At 59.3% G+C, this 15,925-nt stretch carries 17 protein-coding genes; 4 read left to right on the forward strand and 13 right to left on the reverse strand.

Translation table 11 applies throughout. The annotated features are described in order from the left end of the window. Positions 1-177 precede the first annotated feature (177 nt). Genes IB238_RS22950 through IB238_RS22990 form a run of 9 tightly spaced genes read right to left on the reverse strand, consistent with a single transcriptional unit; the run spans position 178 to position 7,688 of the window. Entirely contained in the window at positions 178-786 is a 609-nt protein-coding gene (locus tag IB238_RS22950; RefSeq protein ID WP_192252791.1) for a dihydroxyacetone kinase subunit L, read from the reverse strand. Continuing rightward, on the reverse strand, positions 783-1,778 hold the full coding sequence (locus IB238_RS22955) for a dihydroxyacetone kinase subunit DhaK (RefSeq protein WP_192252793.1): 996 nt from the start codon (positions 1,776-1,778) through the stop codon (positions 783-785). Before IB238_RS22955 ends, IB238_RS22950 begins: the two co-directional genes overlap by 4 nt. 18 nt (positions 1,779-1,796) lie before the next feature. After that, entirely contained in the window at positions 1,797-2,513 is a 717-nt protein-coding gene (locus IB238_RS22960) for an amino acid ABC transporter permease (protein WP_192252795.1), read from the reverse strand. Position 2,514: 1 nt separating this feature from the next. After that, positions 2,515-3,162, reverse strand: coding sequence for an amino acid ABC transporter permease (locus IB238_RS22965; RefSeq protein WP_192252797.1), 648 nt, complete (start codon positions 3,160-3,162; stop codon positions 2,515-2,517). Beyond that, positions 3,159-3,929 (reverse strand): amino acid ABC transporter ATP-binding protein, encoded by a 771-nt coding sequence (locus IB238_RS22970; protein WP_192252799.1) that lies wholly within the window; start codon positions 3,927-3,929, stop codon positions 3,159-3,161. The genes IB238_RS22965 and IB238_RS22970 overlap by 4 nt, the downstream gene beginning before the upstream one ends. A gap of 52 nt (positions 3,930-3,981) precedes the next feature. After that, positions 3,982-4,866 (reverse strand): ABC transporter substrate-binding protein, encoded by an 885-nt coding sequence (locus tag IB238_RS22975; protein WP_192252801.1) that lies wholly within the window; start codon positions 4,864-4,866, stop codon positions 3,982-3,984. Between the two features lie 5 nt (positions 4,867-4,871). Beyond that, positions 4,872-6,050, reverse strand: a complete 1,179-nt coding sequence (locus IB238_RS22980) for an FAD-dependent oxidoreductase (protein ID WP_192252804.1) — start codon at positions 6,048-6,050, stop codon at positions 4,872-4,874. Further along, a complete protein-coding gene (locus IB238_RS22985) occupies positions 6,037-7,428 on the reverse strand; it encodes an NAD(P)/FAD-dependent oxidoreductase (protein WP_192252807.1) in 1,392 nt (463 codons plus the stop codon). The genes IB238_RS22980 and IB238_RS22985 overlap by 14 nt, the downstream gene beginning before the upstream one ends. Then, the gene (locus tag IB238_RS22990) at positions 7,425-7,688 is read right to left on the reverse strand and encodes a (2Fe-2S)-binding protein (protein WP_192252811.1); all 264 of its coding nucleotides are present in this window, start codon (positions 7,686-7,688) and stop codon (positions 7,425-7,427) included. The genes IB238_RS22985 and IB238_RS22990 overlap by 4 nt, the downstream gene beginning before the upstream one ends. 192 nt (positions 7,689-7,880) lie before the next feature. Between IB238_RS22990 and IB238_RS22995 the strand changes: the two genes are divergently transcribed. Next, positions 7,881-9,212 (forward strand): MmgE/PrpD family protein, encoded by a 1,332-nt coding sequence (locus IB238_RS22995; protein ID WP_192252813.1) that lies wholly within the window; start codon positions 7,881-7,883, stop codon positions 9,210-9,212. Between the two features lie 56 nt (positions 9,213-9,268). Further along, positions 9,269-10,066, forward strand: a complete 798-nt coding sequence (locus tag IB238_RS23000) for an IclR family transcriptional regulator (RefSeq protein ID WP_192252816.1) — start codon at positions 9,269-9,271, stop codon at positions 10,064-10,066. Positions 10,067-10,096: 30 nt separating this feature from the next. Here IB238_RS23000 and IB238_RS23005 read toward each other — a convergent pair whose 3' ends face one another. Genes IB238_RS23005 through alr form a run of 3 tightly spaced genes read right to left on the reverse strand, consistent with a single transcriptional unit; the run spans position 10,097 to position 12,937 of the window. Further along, positions 10,097-10,954, reverse strand: coding sequence for a TIGR01459 family HAD-type hydrolase (locus tag IB238_RS23005; RefSeq protein WP_348648297.1), 858 nt, complete (start codon positions 10,952-10,954; stop codon positions 10,097-10,099). Between the two features lie 9 nt (positions 10,955-10,963). Further along, on the reverse strand, positions 10,964-11,812 hold the full coding sequence (locus tag IB238_RS23010; protein ID WP_192252822.1) for a DMT family transporter: 849 nt from the start codon (positions 11,810-11,812) through the stop codon (positions 10,964-10,966). Positions 11,813-11,815: 3 nt separating this feature from the next. Next, on the reverse strand, positions 11,816-12,937 hold the full coding sequence (gene alr / locus IB238_RS23015; protein WP_192252825.1) for an alanine racemase: 1,122 nt from the start codon (positions 12,935-12,937) through the stop codon (positions 11,816-11,818). A gap of 93 nt (positions 12,938-13,030) precedes the next feature. Here alr and IB238_RS23020 point away from each other — a divergent pair, with 93 nt between their 5' ends. Further along, positions 13,031-14,197: a hypothetical protein gene (locus tag IB238_RS23020; protein ID WP_192252828.1), complete on the forward strand. Its 1,167-nt coding sequence runs from the start codon at positions 13,031-13,033 to the stop codon at positions 14,195-14,197. Here the strand turns inward: IB238_RS23020 and IB238_RS23025 are convergent. Next, positions 14,194-15,417 (reverse strand): C45 family peptidase, encoded by a 1,224-nt coding sequence (locus tag IB238_RS23025; RefSeq protein WP_246723803.1) that lies wholly within the window; start codon positions 15,415-15,417, stop codon positions 14,194-14,196. The two genes, IB238_RS23020 and IB238_RS23025, sit on opposite strands and share 4 nt — an antisense overlap. 161 nt (positions 15,418-15,578) lie before the next feature. On the opposite strand from IB238_RS23025, the gene IB238_RS23030 reads away from it, so the two are divergent. Further along, the gene (locus IB238_RS23030) at positions 15,579-15,788 is read left to right on the forward strand and encodes a hypothetical protein (RefSeq protein WP_192252831.1); all 210 of its coding nucleotides are present in this window, start codon (positions 15,579-15,581) and stop codon (positions 15,786-15,788) included. Positions 15,789-15,925: the final 137 nt, after the last annotated feature.

Consider the following 15,925-nt stretch of genomic DNA (forward strand, 5'->3'; position numbering starts at 1 on the left):
CCTGGTCGCCTGTTCAAGGGGCGCCGATGACAATAAACTTCTTGGGTTTCCTCCTCGGTACATCCACCTTGATGATTGAACTCCCGCCCAAGTACGTGCCGCGCTTTGCCACCGCCCGGCCCCGCTCCCTATAGGCGCACCGGTCACATCCCTCTACTTCATCACAAGCCGAGACACTCAACTATCTTTGGTGCCAACCGTCCGGACGATCGCTGCAAGTGCCAGCATTCCAGGATCGTCAAGTTCCATGCTTCTTTCGGGCCACAAGCGGGCCCGGCCGACCCGGCATGGCCTGCCTCTGAATTCCTGAATCGCATCTTGCGCCGCCGACATTGCAGCAGATGCGATTTCACTCGGCGATGTACAGGCTTCGACTGAAATTGCGATCGCATCAAGGCCGTCTATGATCGTCTTATCGCCCAGTTCCGAACGCCCCAATGAAAGCATCTCGTCGCGCGCGGTTTTCAGAATGATCGACAGATCGGTCAGTGGCAGGCTCGCGCGATCGCCACAGCAGCGTCCCATCGCTAGTAGCGCAGCGCTGACAAGTGTTCCGAGGCTGGAACCCGTGCTGCCCGAAGCAGCCTTAGCCATCGCTCTGAACGTCTCGCCCAGGTTACCGCATGCAGTGGTTGCTTCGACCGCGGTCAACAGGCGCGCGAGCATGGTTCCGGTGTCGCCATCGCCAAGACGACTGTCGGCCAAATTCAAGTCCGATTCCATAGAGCGTGCCGCAGCCGCGCAGCGGCTTGCTATGACAACGATGTCTTGGCTTGTTACCATCATTGAACCCTCCAGAAAGGCGATGCCGCCGGCGCGATGAACAGCGGTTCGGTTTCCCGATCGACAAAGCAGATGCTGATCGACAGCCCGGCCATTTCCATCGATGTCGCAAAGGATCCGACGAAGGAATGAGCAATTGTGATCCTTCTCGCTGTCAGGACCTCATGTGCCCTCCGCACAGCGATGTAGAGCTCGTCCACCGGGGTCGCACCGAGATTGTTGACGAGGAGAATGGCTCTGTCGCCCTCACCCTGGGTCCCTCGGTCGTCAACCAGCCTTTCGACCATTTCGTCCACCAGAGCATCGGCCGGTCCCATCGGCTTTCGCCAGATTCCGGGCTCCCCGTGAATACCAATCCCAAGTTCGACTTCGTTGGACCCCATGTTTGCAAGGGGCGCCTCGGCAGCCGGCAGTCGGCACCCGGACCAGGCAAGCCCAATCGAATATGTTGAGGCAATAGTCTTCTCGGCAATCCGAGCGACGTCATCAAGGCAAGCGCCCGCTTCTGCTGCAGCGCCTGCGGACTTGAAGGCGAGTACAAGACCGGCAACGCCGCGCCGCTTTTGACGTTCCTGCCGCGGGGCACTAGCGACGTCGTCTGTACCCAGTACACTGCGCACTGCTGCAACACTTGCCATTTTTGCGGCCATCTCGAAATTCATTCGATCGCCCCCGTAGTTTCCATAGAGGAGCAAGACGCCGGCGCCGCCATCCGCCATATCGATCGCGTCGACGCAAGACTGTAGTGTGGGGCCTTCGAAAACGTTGCCCACAGCACAGCTGTCAAGCAGTCCATGGCCGATGTAGCCGCAGAAGAGGGGCAAATGGCCAGATCCGCCACCGGTGGCGATGCCGACCTTGCCCCGCCTTGCGCCGTTGCGCCGCACGATAGTTCGCCCGGTCTGGCCTGCCCGTACCAGGTCGGGATGGGCTGCGACCAATCCTGAAAGGCTCTCGTCGACATAATTCGAAGGGTTGTTCATAAATTTTTTCAAGATTTCCTCCTTTGGTGCTCAAATTGCTTGTGTAGCCAGCGTTTCTGCCGCTTTGCCACACTTGGATTGCCTTCCTCTCGATGCCAGGCCCCTCTCAAGGACCCGCACGGCCAGCGAAGCAGACCAGGCGATCGTGAAGTACAGACCCGCAGTCAGCGCAAAAACGTGAAGCGGTAAAAAGCTTTCCGACATGATAGCGCGCGAAATCAGGGTGAGCTCGGGGACGGCGATCAGCGCACAGATCGAACTGTCCTTGAGAAGCGAGATAAGGTTGACAAGGAGCGGCGCCAGCATGTGGCGGATTGCCTGCGGGAGCAGTACGAGGCGGAACGCCTGGACTGGCGTGAGACCAACCGCGAGGGCTGCCTCGCGTTGGCCGGGCGCGATGACGGCCAGACCCGCTCTGAACACTTCAGACAGGAATGCGCCGTAGACGAGTGCAAGTCCCAGGGTCCCGGCCGCAAAGGCGTCCAGGACAATGCCTGCGCCTGGCAATCCGAAGTACAGAAGATAGAGGATGACAAGGACTGGCACGCCACGGGCCAGGACGACATAAGATTTGGCAATGGCGCGCACAAGTGCCGTGCGGCGAGTCCGAAGGTACTCGATGATCAATCCGATCAGGAACGCCAGACAGAACGCTACCACGGTCAACGCCAGGCTTGTCCAAAGCGCGTCCAGCAGGCGTGGCCCCCAATCGGCGAGATTGGCGTATATTGTCTGCAGAAAGAGCATATCAATACTCCAGCCGGCGTTCGGCCAGCGCGAACATTTGGCCCACAACGAAGGTGAGTGCGAGGTAGAGAAATGCCGCTGCGCAGTAGACCCAGGCGGTCGCGAATGTCTCGTTCACGATCTGCCGTGCATTGAACATCACTTCCGGAGCGGCAATGGCAGCAACGAGGGAGGTATCCTTGACGAGGCCTACGGCATAGTTCCCGAGCGGAGGCAACGACAGCCGCAAACCCTGGGGCAATATCACCAGGCGGAAAGCCACAAGGGGTGACAGGCCGATAGCCGCCGCAGCCTCGCTCTGACCCTTCGGCACTGACCGAAAACCCGCCAGAAAGATATCGACGAGCACGGCGCCGCCAATCATTCCAAGACCCACCACCGCCACGGTCATCGATGACAATCGCACCCCGGTGGCGGCTAACCCGAAGTAGAGTAGAAAAAGGAAGGTGAGGCTTGGAACGTTCCGGAGCAGTTCGACATAGATACGGATTGAAACGACCGCCAAACGGTTGACCGTCCGATGTTCGATCGTGGCCAGTACCAAGCCGATCAAGAGCGCCATTGTCAGTGCGCCGGCGCTCACCTGAACGGTGACGACGGCTCCCGACAGCAGCGCATGGAAAATTCGTTCAAAGAGAAGGGCGTTCATGCGCGGTTCTCCGACAGGCTAGAGAGGAAGCGCTGAAGCCTCGGCTCTTTCGGCCGGTCAAGGAGTTCCCGTGCCGGGCCTTCCTCGACCACAGTCCCACCATCCATGAACAGGATGCGATCGGCGACTTCGCGCGCAAAGGCGATCTCGTGTGTGACGAGCACCATGGCACGTCCTTCGCGAGCAAGTTCCTTGATGACATTCAGCACCTCTCCGACAAGCTCGGGGTCGAGCGCGGACGTCGGCTCGTCAAAGAGCAGAAGCTTGGGGCGTTGCGCGAGCGCCCGTGCAATCGCGACCCGTTGTTGCTGCCCGCCCGAAAGCCGGCCCGGAAACTCCCGAGCCTTGTGCGAGAGGTGAACCTTTGCGAGCAACTCGTCGGCCAGTTCGCCGGCGGCGGCTGCGCTTAGTCCCCGCACCTTTCTGGGCTGAAGTGCCACGTTTGCTCGTACATCGAGGTGAGGCCAGAGATGGAAGTGCTGAAACACCATGCCAATTTCTGCACGTTGGGGCGCCAGCTCAGCATCGGTGAGCTGGCGGCCACTCTGGTGCCGGCCGACCAACTGTCCGTCGAGCCTGATCTCCCCGCTTGTCGGGGGATCGAGAAAGTTTATCGCGCGCAGGCAGGTGGATTTTCCGGAACCGCTTGGACCGATCAATGCGATGCGCTCGCCACGCCGGAGCGCAAATGAGACATCCTTGAGGACTGCGAGGTTGCCGTAGCATTTGGTGAGCTTTTGAACAGTGAGAAGTGTGTTGTCAGGCATGACGGCCTCCACGCGGGATTGGGTGCGACCGGCGAACCGGTCGCATGAGCGGTTATTGTCCGCAGACGGGCGGCTTCCAGGTTTCCGGGCGGTCGACTCCGGCTCGAAAATTCTTCGGCGAAGGTGCGTAGTTCGCCTCGCTGACATTCCCGTACTTCCGGCCAATGACCTTGACCTCGCAGGTTTGCCAGAGCTTGCGGATCTCGGCGCTCAGCGCATCGGCCAGATCCTTGTTTTCCTTTGACAGGCCGAAGACGTACTGCCGGCCGACACCTGTCAGGAGCGGAAACTCGGGGTTGTTGTCGGTGAAGGGCAGATTGCTGAGCCCCCAGCCAGGATTTTTGGAGATTGCATAATCGATGACCGGTGGGTCTCCGACCAGCGCCTGGATGCGACCGGTGGTCAGGTCTCGCATTGCCGCATCCGAGCTGTCGTACAAAGCCAGCTCCAGACCGGAAATGCGCCGAAGCTCGGGCAGAAATGAAAAGCCCGTGATCGAGCCGACCTTCTTGTCTTCAAGATCGGACAGTACATGCCAGCCGGTTTCCCGCTTTGCCGTTATGCCGTTCTGGAAATATCCGGTTGGATCGGTCAGGGACAAGGCGTCGGCCCGTTGCTCGGTCCAGGCCACGTTGCCGCCGATGATGTCGACGCGGCCTGTCTGGACAGCGGCAATCGCTCCCGACCATTCCATCGGTACAGGCTTCACCGAAAGGCCGAGGCGATCAGCCGCAATCTGCAGAATCTCGCCGTCATAGCCGACAAGCTTGCCATCACGCACCACAAGTCCCGGCATGTCGCCTGTGATTGCGACCGAAAGCATGCCAGGCTCGACAAGCTTGTACTTCGACGTGTCTGCCGCGGGCGATAATGCTGGATTGAGCCCAGCCAGCAAAGCGATCGTGCCACCGATCATCAGCATCAGTTTATTTCTCATCGTTGTCATTCCCCTTCCTCTTTGTGTTGACTGCAATTGGCCGGCGGTAAGGTTGTCGCCACCGGATCTGGCACCCCGGCGAACCGGGTCATGGATAGTCCTGCAAGGCAGGTCGGCGATCGGCCGTCGATGGCAAGCTCGGCCAGGACTGCCCCGACAGCGGGTCCGAGTTGAAAGCCGTGCCCGGAAAACCCAAAGGCATGGTAGAGGTTGGCGATCGTGGGACTGGGGCCGACGACAGGCAAATTGTCAGGCATCCGGCCCTCGATGCCGGTCCAGCTGCGAACGACAAGAACATTCGCGAGCGCGGGCACCATGTCGATCGCCGCCTTGGCCGCGTCCATGGTCACTGCCGCAAGTGGCCTTGCCCGTAGGGCGTCCCTATCGGCGATTCCAACGCCCGACCCGAAGATGACGCTTCCGTGTCCGCTCGCCTGCCTGATGTAAATTCCGCCGCCACAGATGCCGAGATTGGGACCGATCAGCGGGGCGATCGGTTCTGTGACGCACATGTTCGGCGCCATCACGTCTTCGTGGACGGAGTCGCCAAACCATCTAGCGACATTGGCGCCCCAAGCTCCGGCAGTGTTGACCAGGCGATGGGCACGGATCGGCGTATCTTGGCCGGTGACATAGATTTCGAACCCGAGCGGCGACGGGACCGCGCGTTCGACTGGGCATTCTTCCCGTACATCGGCGCCCAGTTGCCGGGCTGCGCGCGCAAATGCAGGGGCGGCTAACCGTGGGTTTGCCTGTCCGTCATCAGCGCAAAGAGAGGCGCCGTAAAAGCGGTCGCCAATGTAAGGAAAGCGGCGGCGCAAATCGGCCCCGTCGAGAAGTTCAATGGCGATGCCGTGATCCGCAGCGACGGCTTGATGGGCGACCAGATCGACCATGTCCCTGTCGTTTCGGGCGAGTTTAAGATGACCTGTCGCGACGAATTCGCAGTCGCAGCCGACAAGGGCGTGGAGCCTGCCCCATATTCCTCGACTGCGCGTTGCGAGCGGCAGCTCCGCGGGGTGGCGACCTTGCTGGCGCACCCCGCCATAATTGACGCCGCTCGCCTGCCCGCCGCATCGGCCGCGCTCGAGAAGGATGACGGAAGCCCCCTTCTTCCTCGCGTGCAACGCCGTCGAACAGCCTGCGAGTCCGCCGCCGATGATGGCAAGGTCAAATACCGTCATCGCGGCCTCCTGCCAGCGTTGCAAGGGCGATGGGCTTCAACGGCGCCTGACCTCGAAGCCTGCCAACGTGAAGGATATCGGTCGATGCCGCAGCTGCGATCAGTTCGGCGGCAGCCGGACCGCAGACGCGGCCCTGACAGCGTCCCATGCCAAGCCGTGAAAATGCCTTCACGCGATTGATGTCGCTTTCTCCGGACAGTTCCACGACCTGGCGCACAGCCCCCGCAGTCAGTCCTTCGCAGCGACAAATGAGAGCTTCATCCGGAAGGGTTTTCAGTTGATCGGTGGGAAAGGCAAAAACCGAGTCCAAGGCTTTTCGAAACCGCCGCGCCCGCCTGATTTCCCGACGTAGCGCTCCGGCTTGCGGCGCCTCAGAACCATCCATGTCCGACAATAGCGCAAGTGCTGCGAGCTCACCGGCAATGGCGGCAATCTGGTTTCCACGGACCGAGACCCCGTCACCGGCAAGGTAGACACCATCAACGCAGCTGCGACCATCAAGATCTGTTGTCGGCAACCACTGGCGCTGTTGCGGGTCGAAATGAAAGTCGACCCCAAGAAGATCTGCGAGTTGCGTCTCCGATTTCAGGCCATAGCCGATCGCAAGCGCGTCGCAGGACAAGATGGTCTCACGCCCCTGCCCCTTCCTGCGGTAACGCAATCCGCTGGTTCTGCCATCGGATCCATGCAGGATCTCAAGCGGCTCGATGCCCGTCTTGATCGGCACGCCATGTGCTTTGAGCCAGGCAATATAGAAGACGCCTCCTGCGAAGGTCGCTCCTCCGGACGCTATTGCCGGTAGGTCGGAAAAGCGACGGAAGGGTCGCCCGGCTTCCAACACTGCAACAACGCGTGCACCCGCGCGGGCGTATTGGTAGGCCACCAGGTAGAGCAACGGACCGCTACCTAGAAAGATGACGCTTTTTCCAATGATCGAGGCCTGTGCCTTGAGCGCGATCTGCGCTGCACCCAGAGTGACGACGCCGGGGGCCGTCCAACCTTTCGTCGGGACGATGCGGTCCATGGCGCCGGTCGCGAGAATGAGCCTCTTCCACGGCTGACATATCGCCTTGTCGCCACGCGCCAGATGAAGGAGGCCGGGCTCAACCGCCCAAACCATTGTTTCGGCGTGGTAAATGATCGAAGGCAACAGTGCGGAAAAATTGTCGTGAAGGCGCCGGGCGCGGCGGGCGTCGAAACCGTAGAGCTTTTTGTCGCTTTGCTGCAGTGGTGACGGTGGGCGACGAAAGACCTGGCCGCCTGGAAACATTCCTTCGTCGACGAGGATTGGTCTGTGCCCGGCATCCACCAGTGTCCGTGCCGCGCTGACGCCCGCAGGTCCGGCACCGACCACGACGATTGGCGGTTCGGCCGTCATCGGCTTAGTCCCGAAGCGGCGGTGGACAGGCACATACCGTCTTCGACCAGGCTGGAGCACGCACGGATGCGTTCTCCAGAGTCGGTCCAAAGCCAGCAATCCTGGCAGGCACCCATGTAGCAGAACCCAGCTCGCTTCTCGTCACGAAACTCGAAGTCGCGGATGTGGCCGAACTCGGCATTGAGGGCAGTCAGCACGGTCTCGCCCTGATGTGCCGAAATTCTCCGCCCATCGACCATCAACTCAACCTGAGGTGACATTGAGCGGTCCAGCCGTCCCGGTCCTTTCGATTGTTGTCGCTGCAACTCGCTGGCTCCTTCGCACAGTTGATAGTTGCAGGCTAGTGAGCCATAATATGGATGTCAAATGATGAATCACCCATAATATGGAAACTCTAGCTACAGGTGTTCGAAAGTTCTCGACGACCTGGGGTAGTAGTCGAAAGGATTCTTATGCCGAATGCCATCAGTCAGCTTGCAGCTTTCACACGTTCGACTACCGAGGTGCCGCGTAAGCAGCGCGATGCCGCGTGCAGGGCGCTGCTCGATACGCTCGGGGTTGCTGCAAGCGGAGCGGGAACACCAGCCGGTATGGCGTCGCTCGATGCAGCGCACAAAATCTGGGGCTCCGGCCCATCAACGATCTGGTTCTCCGCGAAGCGGCTGACGCCATCCGGCGCAGCTTTCGTCAACTCGACCTATGCCTCAAGCCTTGACCTGGACGACGGCCATCGGGCGGCGGCGGGCCATCCCGCTGCCGCAATCGTCCCTGCGGTTCTGGCATTGAGCGAAAATCAGGTGATATCGGGTCACAAGATGCTGTCGGCAATCGCGATCGGATACGAGGTGGCGGTTCGTGCGGCTGCTTCGCGCGACATCGATGGCCTTAGAACCACCGACACCGGTCTTTGGTGTGGTTATGGCGTGGCCGCCGCCGCAGGCTGGCTCATGCAGTTGTCTGAGGACGTAGCTGCCCATGCCATGGCCATCGCCGGTCAGACAGCGACCGGCCAGTTCGGAACGGGCTGGACCCGTCTTGGGCACACGGTCAAGGAGGGCATTCCCTGGGCAACCGCGAATGGACTTCAGTCGGCCTTTCTCGCAGCCGCCGGGCATACAGGTCCGCTCGACATGCTTGACGAGGAATCGCTCTACGACCAAAGGCAGCTACTTTCGGGACTGGGAGATGCCTGGGCTATCGAGCATGCCTATTTCAAGCGCTACAGCTGCTGCCGATGGGCTCATGCTGCGATCGATGCGGCGGTCCAATTAAAGGAGCGTCTCGGGGTTTCGGTTCTTGAGATCGACGAAGTCGTCATCGAGACATTCGCCCGTGCGCTGTCTTTGCCGAACCAGGCGGCCCCTGTTTCCAGCGAGGCTGCGCAATATAGCATTCCGTTCTGCACTTCCGTTGCCCTTGTTCGTGGGGCGGCGGCGCTGATGCCGCTCAAGCATGAAAGTCTTGGCGACGAAGAGGTGCTCGCTCTTGCTTCGAAAATTCGGATTGTCGCCAGCCCTCTCTATGCCGGATCGTTTCCCGCGACCACGCCAGCCAGGGTGACCCTGATCGTCGCGGGAAAGCCGGTGACACTGGAGATCGTGCATCCGAAAGGTGATCCCGGAAATCCGATGAGCGACCAGGAACTCAAAGATAAGTTTGCAGCGCTGACCTCGGGTGGGCCACTATCGCAAACCCAATCGAAAGCGGTCGCCGACGCCGTACACGCTCTTTTGGACGACGGGCCGACCAGGCCGCTGTTCGATGCCCTTTGCAACCCGTCATAGTCATTCTACAAAGCTGCCATCTGACAAAGAGTGCTCGACAGACGGATGGGGTTGAAATGGCAAAGGACGAGATCGCGGCGACAGGCACACAGCTGCTCGACAGAGCGGTCGCGATCTTGAAGTTCTTGGGTGATGTTGGTCAGCGCGGTGCGACAATGGCCATGATTGGCGAGGCCATGGGGTTAAAACAATCGACGGCGCATCGAATTGTGACGGCGATGGAGCGCCATGGTCTGGTTGACCGGGAGCGTGAAACGAAACGCTACCGTCTTGGGCTTGCCTTGTTTGCCATGGGCGCTGCGGCAGCCGACGGTACAGGCTTGAGGACAGTTGCACGCCCTGCCCTTGTGCGACTTTCTGCCAACACAGGAGATTCAGTCTTCTTAATGGCACGAGCCGGGTTCAATACCGTCTGCGTCGACCGCCAGCAGGGGACGTACATCATAGACAGCCTGACGGGCCATACTGGAGGACAGATTCCAATGGGCGTCGGGCCGGCGAGCCAGGCGATCCTTGCATTCTTGCCCCCAACGGAAGCCGAGGTCGTCATGACGACAAACGCGCCTTTGTACAAGCAATATGGCGGACTGACTGAAAAGAAGGTCAAGGACGCTTTGGGCGAGATCCGCCAAAGCGGCTATGCGATTGATCGGGGCGCGCTGGTGGCTGGGATATCTGCGATCGCAGTGCCGATCCTGCCGCCTGGTCGGGACGCGGTGGCCGCAATCGCTATAAACCTGACAAGCGCGCGCTTGACGGACGAACGTCTTCCCCACTTGGTCGAGATGCTGAAAGGCGAAGTTCGAAAGATCGAGGCATCTCTCAACCCCTTGGATGAGCTGCGTGTCGGATAGTCGTCAGCCGGTACATAGCAAAGGGCAACCTCAGACCGGTCCGCCGCGGCCTTTCAAATTCCAGGAAAATGCGGGCAGTACCAACTTCGGGGAAACGTTGTTATCCAAGCACAATTGATGCAGTCGCTCACATGCGAGGTTTTGTTGTCGAAGCGTATCCTTGTGCAGGCCCGTCAGCACGAGCGCTGCATCGATTCCCGCTCTGTTTGCGCCGGCCACGTCCGTCTCAAGGCTGTCTCCGATCGCAAGAACCACATGTGCAGGCACACCGAGTAGGTGAAGGGCATGCGCATAGGCTGGCTGGAACGGCTTGCCGTGGTAGAGGACGGCTCCGCCGAGGAGTTCATATCGTCTGGCAACGCCGCCGGCGCATTCGATCAGCTTGTCTCCGATGAGGACGGTTCGATCCGGATTGGCGCACACCATGGGCAGGCCCCTCGCACGAGACTGGCCAAGAACCCGTTCGAGTTCTTCCGGTGGCTCTGTCATTCCGGTTGCAAGCATAAAGCTCGCTTCATCGATCGACCCAGCCGACGTTCGGCCGGAGCCCGCAAGGAGGTTGGCGAGTTCTGCTGGACCAACGTGTAGGTAGCGATCGCCGAGATTGTCGCGACCCGTTTCCAAGCTCAACGCCTCAAAGACAAGTTCGCCAGATGTCACAAGGCCGCTATAGAGATCCGACGTGAAACCCATTTGGGCAAGCCGCATCGCAACCTCCTTGCTCCGTCGCGGGGAATTGGACAACAGGCAAACCGCAATGTCCCGCCTTCGCAGCTCATGAAGAGCGTCGACGGCGCCATCCAATGGCGTTATGCCGTCATGGATTGTTCCGAACAGGTCAAGAATGATCGCTTGATAGCCCTCTACGATATCGTAAAGGCTCACCACCTCCAAGCTTTATCGGGATCGCTGCTGCAGAAGATGGGCGGCGATCGCAACGATGATGACGGTGCCGCCGAGCATGCTTGGCGTTGAGGGATGTTGGTCGAAGAACAACCAGACCCAGAGCGGGGACAAGGGCGTTTCGACAAGCGACAGGAGTGCCACTTCGCTGCTCGGAAGCAGTCGTGCGCCTTTGCCGTAGAGCACGAGGCCCCCTGCCATCTGAAAAATCGCAAAGCACAGGAGTGTCGCAACCTCTGTGACGCTGACGCCCATCGCAGGCGTAAACCACGCGGCCACGATGGCCGCGACGGAATTGGATGTCCCGACCATCCAAAGGGTATTGCCGCTGTGGCTCGCGCGAAGCGAAACGGTCATGGCCGCCATCGACAGGGTCATGAGCAGGGCAAGGAAGTTGCCAAGTTGACCGACGCTGGAACGCCCTGTTCCTGCAAATATCAAAATCGCGCCAAAGAGGATGAACCCGGAGGAAATAAGAGTAGTTCGGGTGGGTCTCTCGCGCAGGACAAGGCTGGAGGCGATAGCGGCAACGAGCGGAAGCGAAGCGTGGATCATCGCAACGTTGGCGACGGATGTCAGCTGGAGCGCCGGGACAAAGGCGATCATTCCGAGCGCTGAGAATAGCGTTGCGATCACGACTGCCCGATCCAGCAAGAGCGGTTTGGGAGACGCGCACCATAGCAAGGTTGCCACGACGAACACCAATGTCGCGCCAAAGAGGCTGCGCCAGAAGAGGATAGTCCAGACGTTCATTGACGCGAGCAGCCCCATGAACAGGCCCGCGGTGCTCCAAAGTGTGGCAGCGGCAACGACAAAAATCCTACCGGACTTGCGGTCATTCATGGACTACCCACCTGTGGCTGCCAAAATCCAAGGGGCGTCATGACAAGGCTGGCGTAGTGTCGGGCGACAGTTCGCTCCAAGCCTGATGAGTAGCTCTTGGGGAATGGTATGGGCCACTTTTGCCATTGTCTCGATTGGCAAATGTGGTCCTATGAATTCAACGAGTTGTCCTTCGGTGCAAAGTTTCGCTGGAACGTCGCTGAGATCGACAGCCACGTATTCCATGGCGACGCGGCCAACGACCGGGGCTTTATGCGCGCCGATCAGGACTGCAATGACATTGCCTGCCGACCACGGCAGGCCTTGCGCGTAGCCCAGTGCGACAATCCCTATTCGCATTGACCGGGTGGCGCGAAAACTTGCTGCGTAACCGACGGCTTCACCGCAATGAACCGCCCTGACTTCGGCAATTCTGGCGAAGAGTTGCACGACGGGGCGGAGCGGATTTGGTTCGACACCGGCATTGTTCAGGCCGAAGAGAGCCGAACCCGCCCGCACAAGATTGAAATGATAGTTTTGCCCGAGCCAGACGGCTGCCGACGCGGCGAGACTTCGCCTGCGTGGATTGACTATTTGGCACATCGCGACGAAGCGGTCGCGCTGCAAGCGGTTCGTGGTATCGATTGGGTCATCGGCGCAGGCGAGATGACTGATTGCGAGGTCGGGCTCGCGACGGACCCTATGTTTGAATGCTCGAACTTGCGCAAATGTAAGGCCGAAACGTGAGAAACCGGTCTCAAGGCCTAGAACGAGCTCTGGAAGCTTTTCAGCGGCAAGGATTGCATCCTCCAAGCGACCGCAGACAGGTGCAAGCCGATACGTGCGATAGACGTCCAACGCGTTGTCTTCGATTCCCGCGAGAATGTTTATCTGTACCGAACTTGCCAGCTTTGTTCGGATTTGCATTGCCTCACGGAGGTTTGCGACAAAGAACGTATGGCAGCCAGCCTCCAGAAGCACCGGAACGACAAGGTTCATGCCAAGACCGTAAGCATCGCTTTTGACTACCGCTGCGACTTCGGTGTTGGACCCAACAAGTGATCTGAGATGATGGAAGTTTGCCGCGATCGCCGAGAGATCGATCTGCAATTCGGGCTCCCTTTTTTGATAAGTGTGCGTCGGCATCCGCAACCCCAGGTAAGGAATGTGCTTGCAATGTACCTAAATGTCGATCAAAATACAACCAGAGATTGTTAACACAGGCTCGGAGGGCTTGTCATGGCCAGGGAGAAGCGGAAGACAATCATTCTCATTATTGGAAGCGGTGTACTCGGTGGTGCTGTCCTTGATTTCCTGCTTCAGAGCAGACGGGACTACGCCTTGGTCGTCGGGGCGAGGACGCCTGAAAAGGCCCTGCATCGGATCAATCTGGCGCGCTACACCGCGATGAATCTCGGTTGCGAGGAAACGGCGGTTTCGATATCGCCTCTAGACCTGATGGATGTCGATCAGACTGCGGAGCGATTGCACAGGCTACATCCCGACATCATCTTCAATGCCACCACCCTTCATAGCTGGTGGATCATCACCAGGCTTCCGTCCGAGGCTTACAAGCGTCTGGATATGGCGAGGGGCGGTGTGTGGACGCCAATGCACCAGGTTCTCACGCGTCGCCTGATGAAGGCGGTCAGATTGGCAGACAGCCGTGCGACGGTGGTGAATGCATCCTATCCGGATGTCGTTAACGCCTCGCTTGCCGCCGAGGGGCTCGCACCTGCAGTGGGCATCGGCAACATTGCAAATGCAGTGCCCGGAATTCGTCTTGCCGCCTCCTACATGCTCAAGCGCAGTCCTGCCGCGATTGATGTTCGGTTTTTCGCCCACCACTACATTAGCTATCGCATGCCAAGCACAGGAGGCACCGACGGAGCTCCCTATCACCTGACGATCTACGCAGACGGCAAAGAGGTTTCCCCTTTTGAAATCGACCACGATCGCCTGTTTTCGCTTGTTGCCGGTCGATTTCGCCGCATCAAGGGACTTGCCGGGCAATCCGTTACCGCCTCGTCGGCCACTGCGATGCTGCATGCGGTGGCTGACGGCTCTGGTCAGGTCGTTCATGGACCGGGACCGCTCGGGCTCGTCGGCGGTTATCCAGTCCGTATGACGCGATCGGGCCCACTGATCGACCTCCCGTGCGGACTGACACTCGAGGAGGCGATCGAAGTCAACCGGCAATGCCAGCGGTTTGACGGGATCGAGAGCGTCGATGATGACGGGACCGTACGGATTACGGATGAATCCGCGAACATCATGAGGGAGGCGATGGGCTATGAATGCCATGCGTTCCGTCCCGATGAATGCGAGGAGAAAGCTGCTGAGCTTGCCTCCCGATTTGCGGAATATGCTCGTCAATTCGGCATGAGTAACCTTGCCTCTGCTTAGGCAGCGCTCTCATGGGCGAAGTCAAATGCGTGGTAGACGCCACGATCCGGTCGCCCGAGGCAGATCGAAGCACGTCGATCCCTGCACTCGAAGACGACCGAGAATGCTGTCTGCGTCGGCTCGCGCGCCGACGCGGTTTTGCAGATCGCGTCTGGCGCGCCAGTCGTGTTCCGTAGGAGGCGGTGAATGTCACCGATGCTTTCAAGGCTCAGATTATTTGCCGAGCGCATCCGCTCTCGGCTGGAAGGATATATCCGTGCCATCGCTTCGATGTCTTCCATGATGGCGACCGGTGGCGTGATGGGATGATTGGTATGGACGATCTGGTTGCCGGTCAGGGGGACACAGCCAATCGATGGCGAAATCTCGCACCCTGACACATTCCCGGAGGCGTCGCCGACAAGATAGCAGCGACCGGAAAGATGATTTGTCATGCGCAGCCTCGCGAGCACCCCTTTAACGTCCTGTTCCTGCAGGAGCAGGCGCCGGACGACGAGACTTGGAACTCCCTGCGTGGCGGTATCGACGATGAGATCATTGGTAACGAGGGCTAGTCCGGCACAGTTCATGCCCACCCAACCAAGCGTTCCCGGTGAAGCCACCATTACAACACCATGGTCCTTGTCCTGGTGAAGGAGCATTGCAAGTTCTTGTTCGGTGCCAGGTAGGGCATCCCAGTTTTGGGCCACGACGGCTTTCTTGCCGTCCGTCACTGCAACTGTCGTGCAGCCTCCGGGCGGCGTGGCGTCGAAAAACTCGAAACCCGAAAGGAGATAGGCGCAGAGCGGTGATATTTCGCTGCCCTCGGCGATGCCCCGGATTTCGGCAACGATTTCCGGCGCTAGCACTTCAAGCTGCAGCCAGGAACGTCCCGCTAGGCGTTCGGCACGGCTCCAGGTCTCGTTCGTTGACGATCGTTTGAGGCGGGAAAGTGACGCGTGGATTGCGGTCGCCAACGCCTCGCCATGTTGTCTTCCACGAGAATAGGGATCTCCTCGCAACGTGATAAAAGGCATTCTTCCGGTGTTCATATTGCAGACCTGTCGTAAACTTGCATCCACATTATGGATGCTTCGCTGCCGGCGTCTATCCGCATGCAAGTCGTCGCTGTATGAAAGTTTGGCGCTACCGTGGATAGAACCGCCACGGACCTCCTTGCCTCGCCTTGTAAGATTTAACAGTTCTTGGCCGGGGCTTTGCCCTGCACACTGCTTGGGCATGCATCAGGGTAACCAGCAGGGGGATGCAATGTCTCACTCTTGTGATCAACGAAACCAGGTTGCTGTCAAAAGGTGGATATCGAGAGCTGCTCTTTTCAGAAAGAATGGAAAAGCGAATTGTCGTTCACTCTCTCCAGACCCTGAGCCGACGGAGTAGCGCGATGGGTCGGCGAGGTAAGTCACTCACGGAAGGTCCGGACGCCGAGCAATTGGTGAAGGCGTTCGTGCATGATGAGGCAAGCGCCCTTCTGCGGATCGTCCAGGAGATCTCGCAGCGGTACCCGGGGCGCGATGACCTTCAGCTTCTCCACCACCTGCTGGGCATGGTTGTTCAATTGACACAGCCGGAAACGGTGCCGCACAGCAACTGATGAACGGGGTCCGGATGAAATTATTTGCAATTAAGAGTTGTTTCGATATGATTCAGTCCGAGGCAATCCTTGTTGTCTTGGGGCGTGGAAACCCCGATTGAATCGCTACATGCGCGCAAGTCGTGCCTTTTCTACGA

The organism is Rhizobium sp. ARZ01, from assembly GCF_014851675.1.
Taxonomy (GTDB): Bacteria; Pseudomonadota; Alphaproteobacteria; order Rhizobiales; family Rhizobiaceae; genus Mycoplana.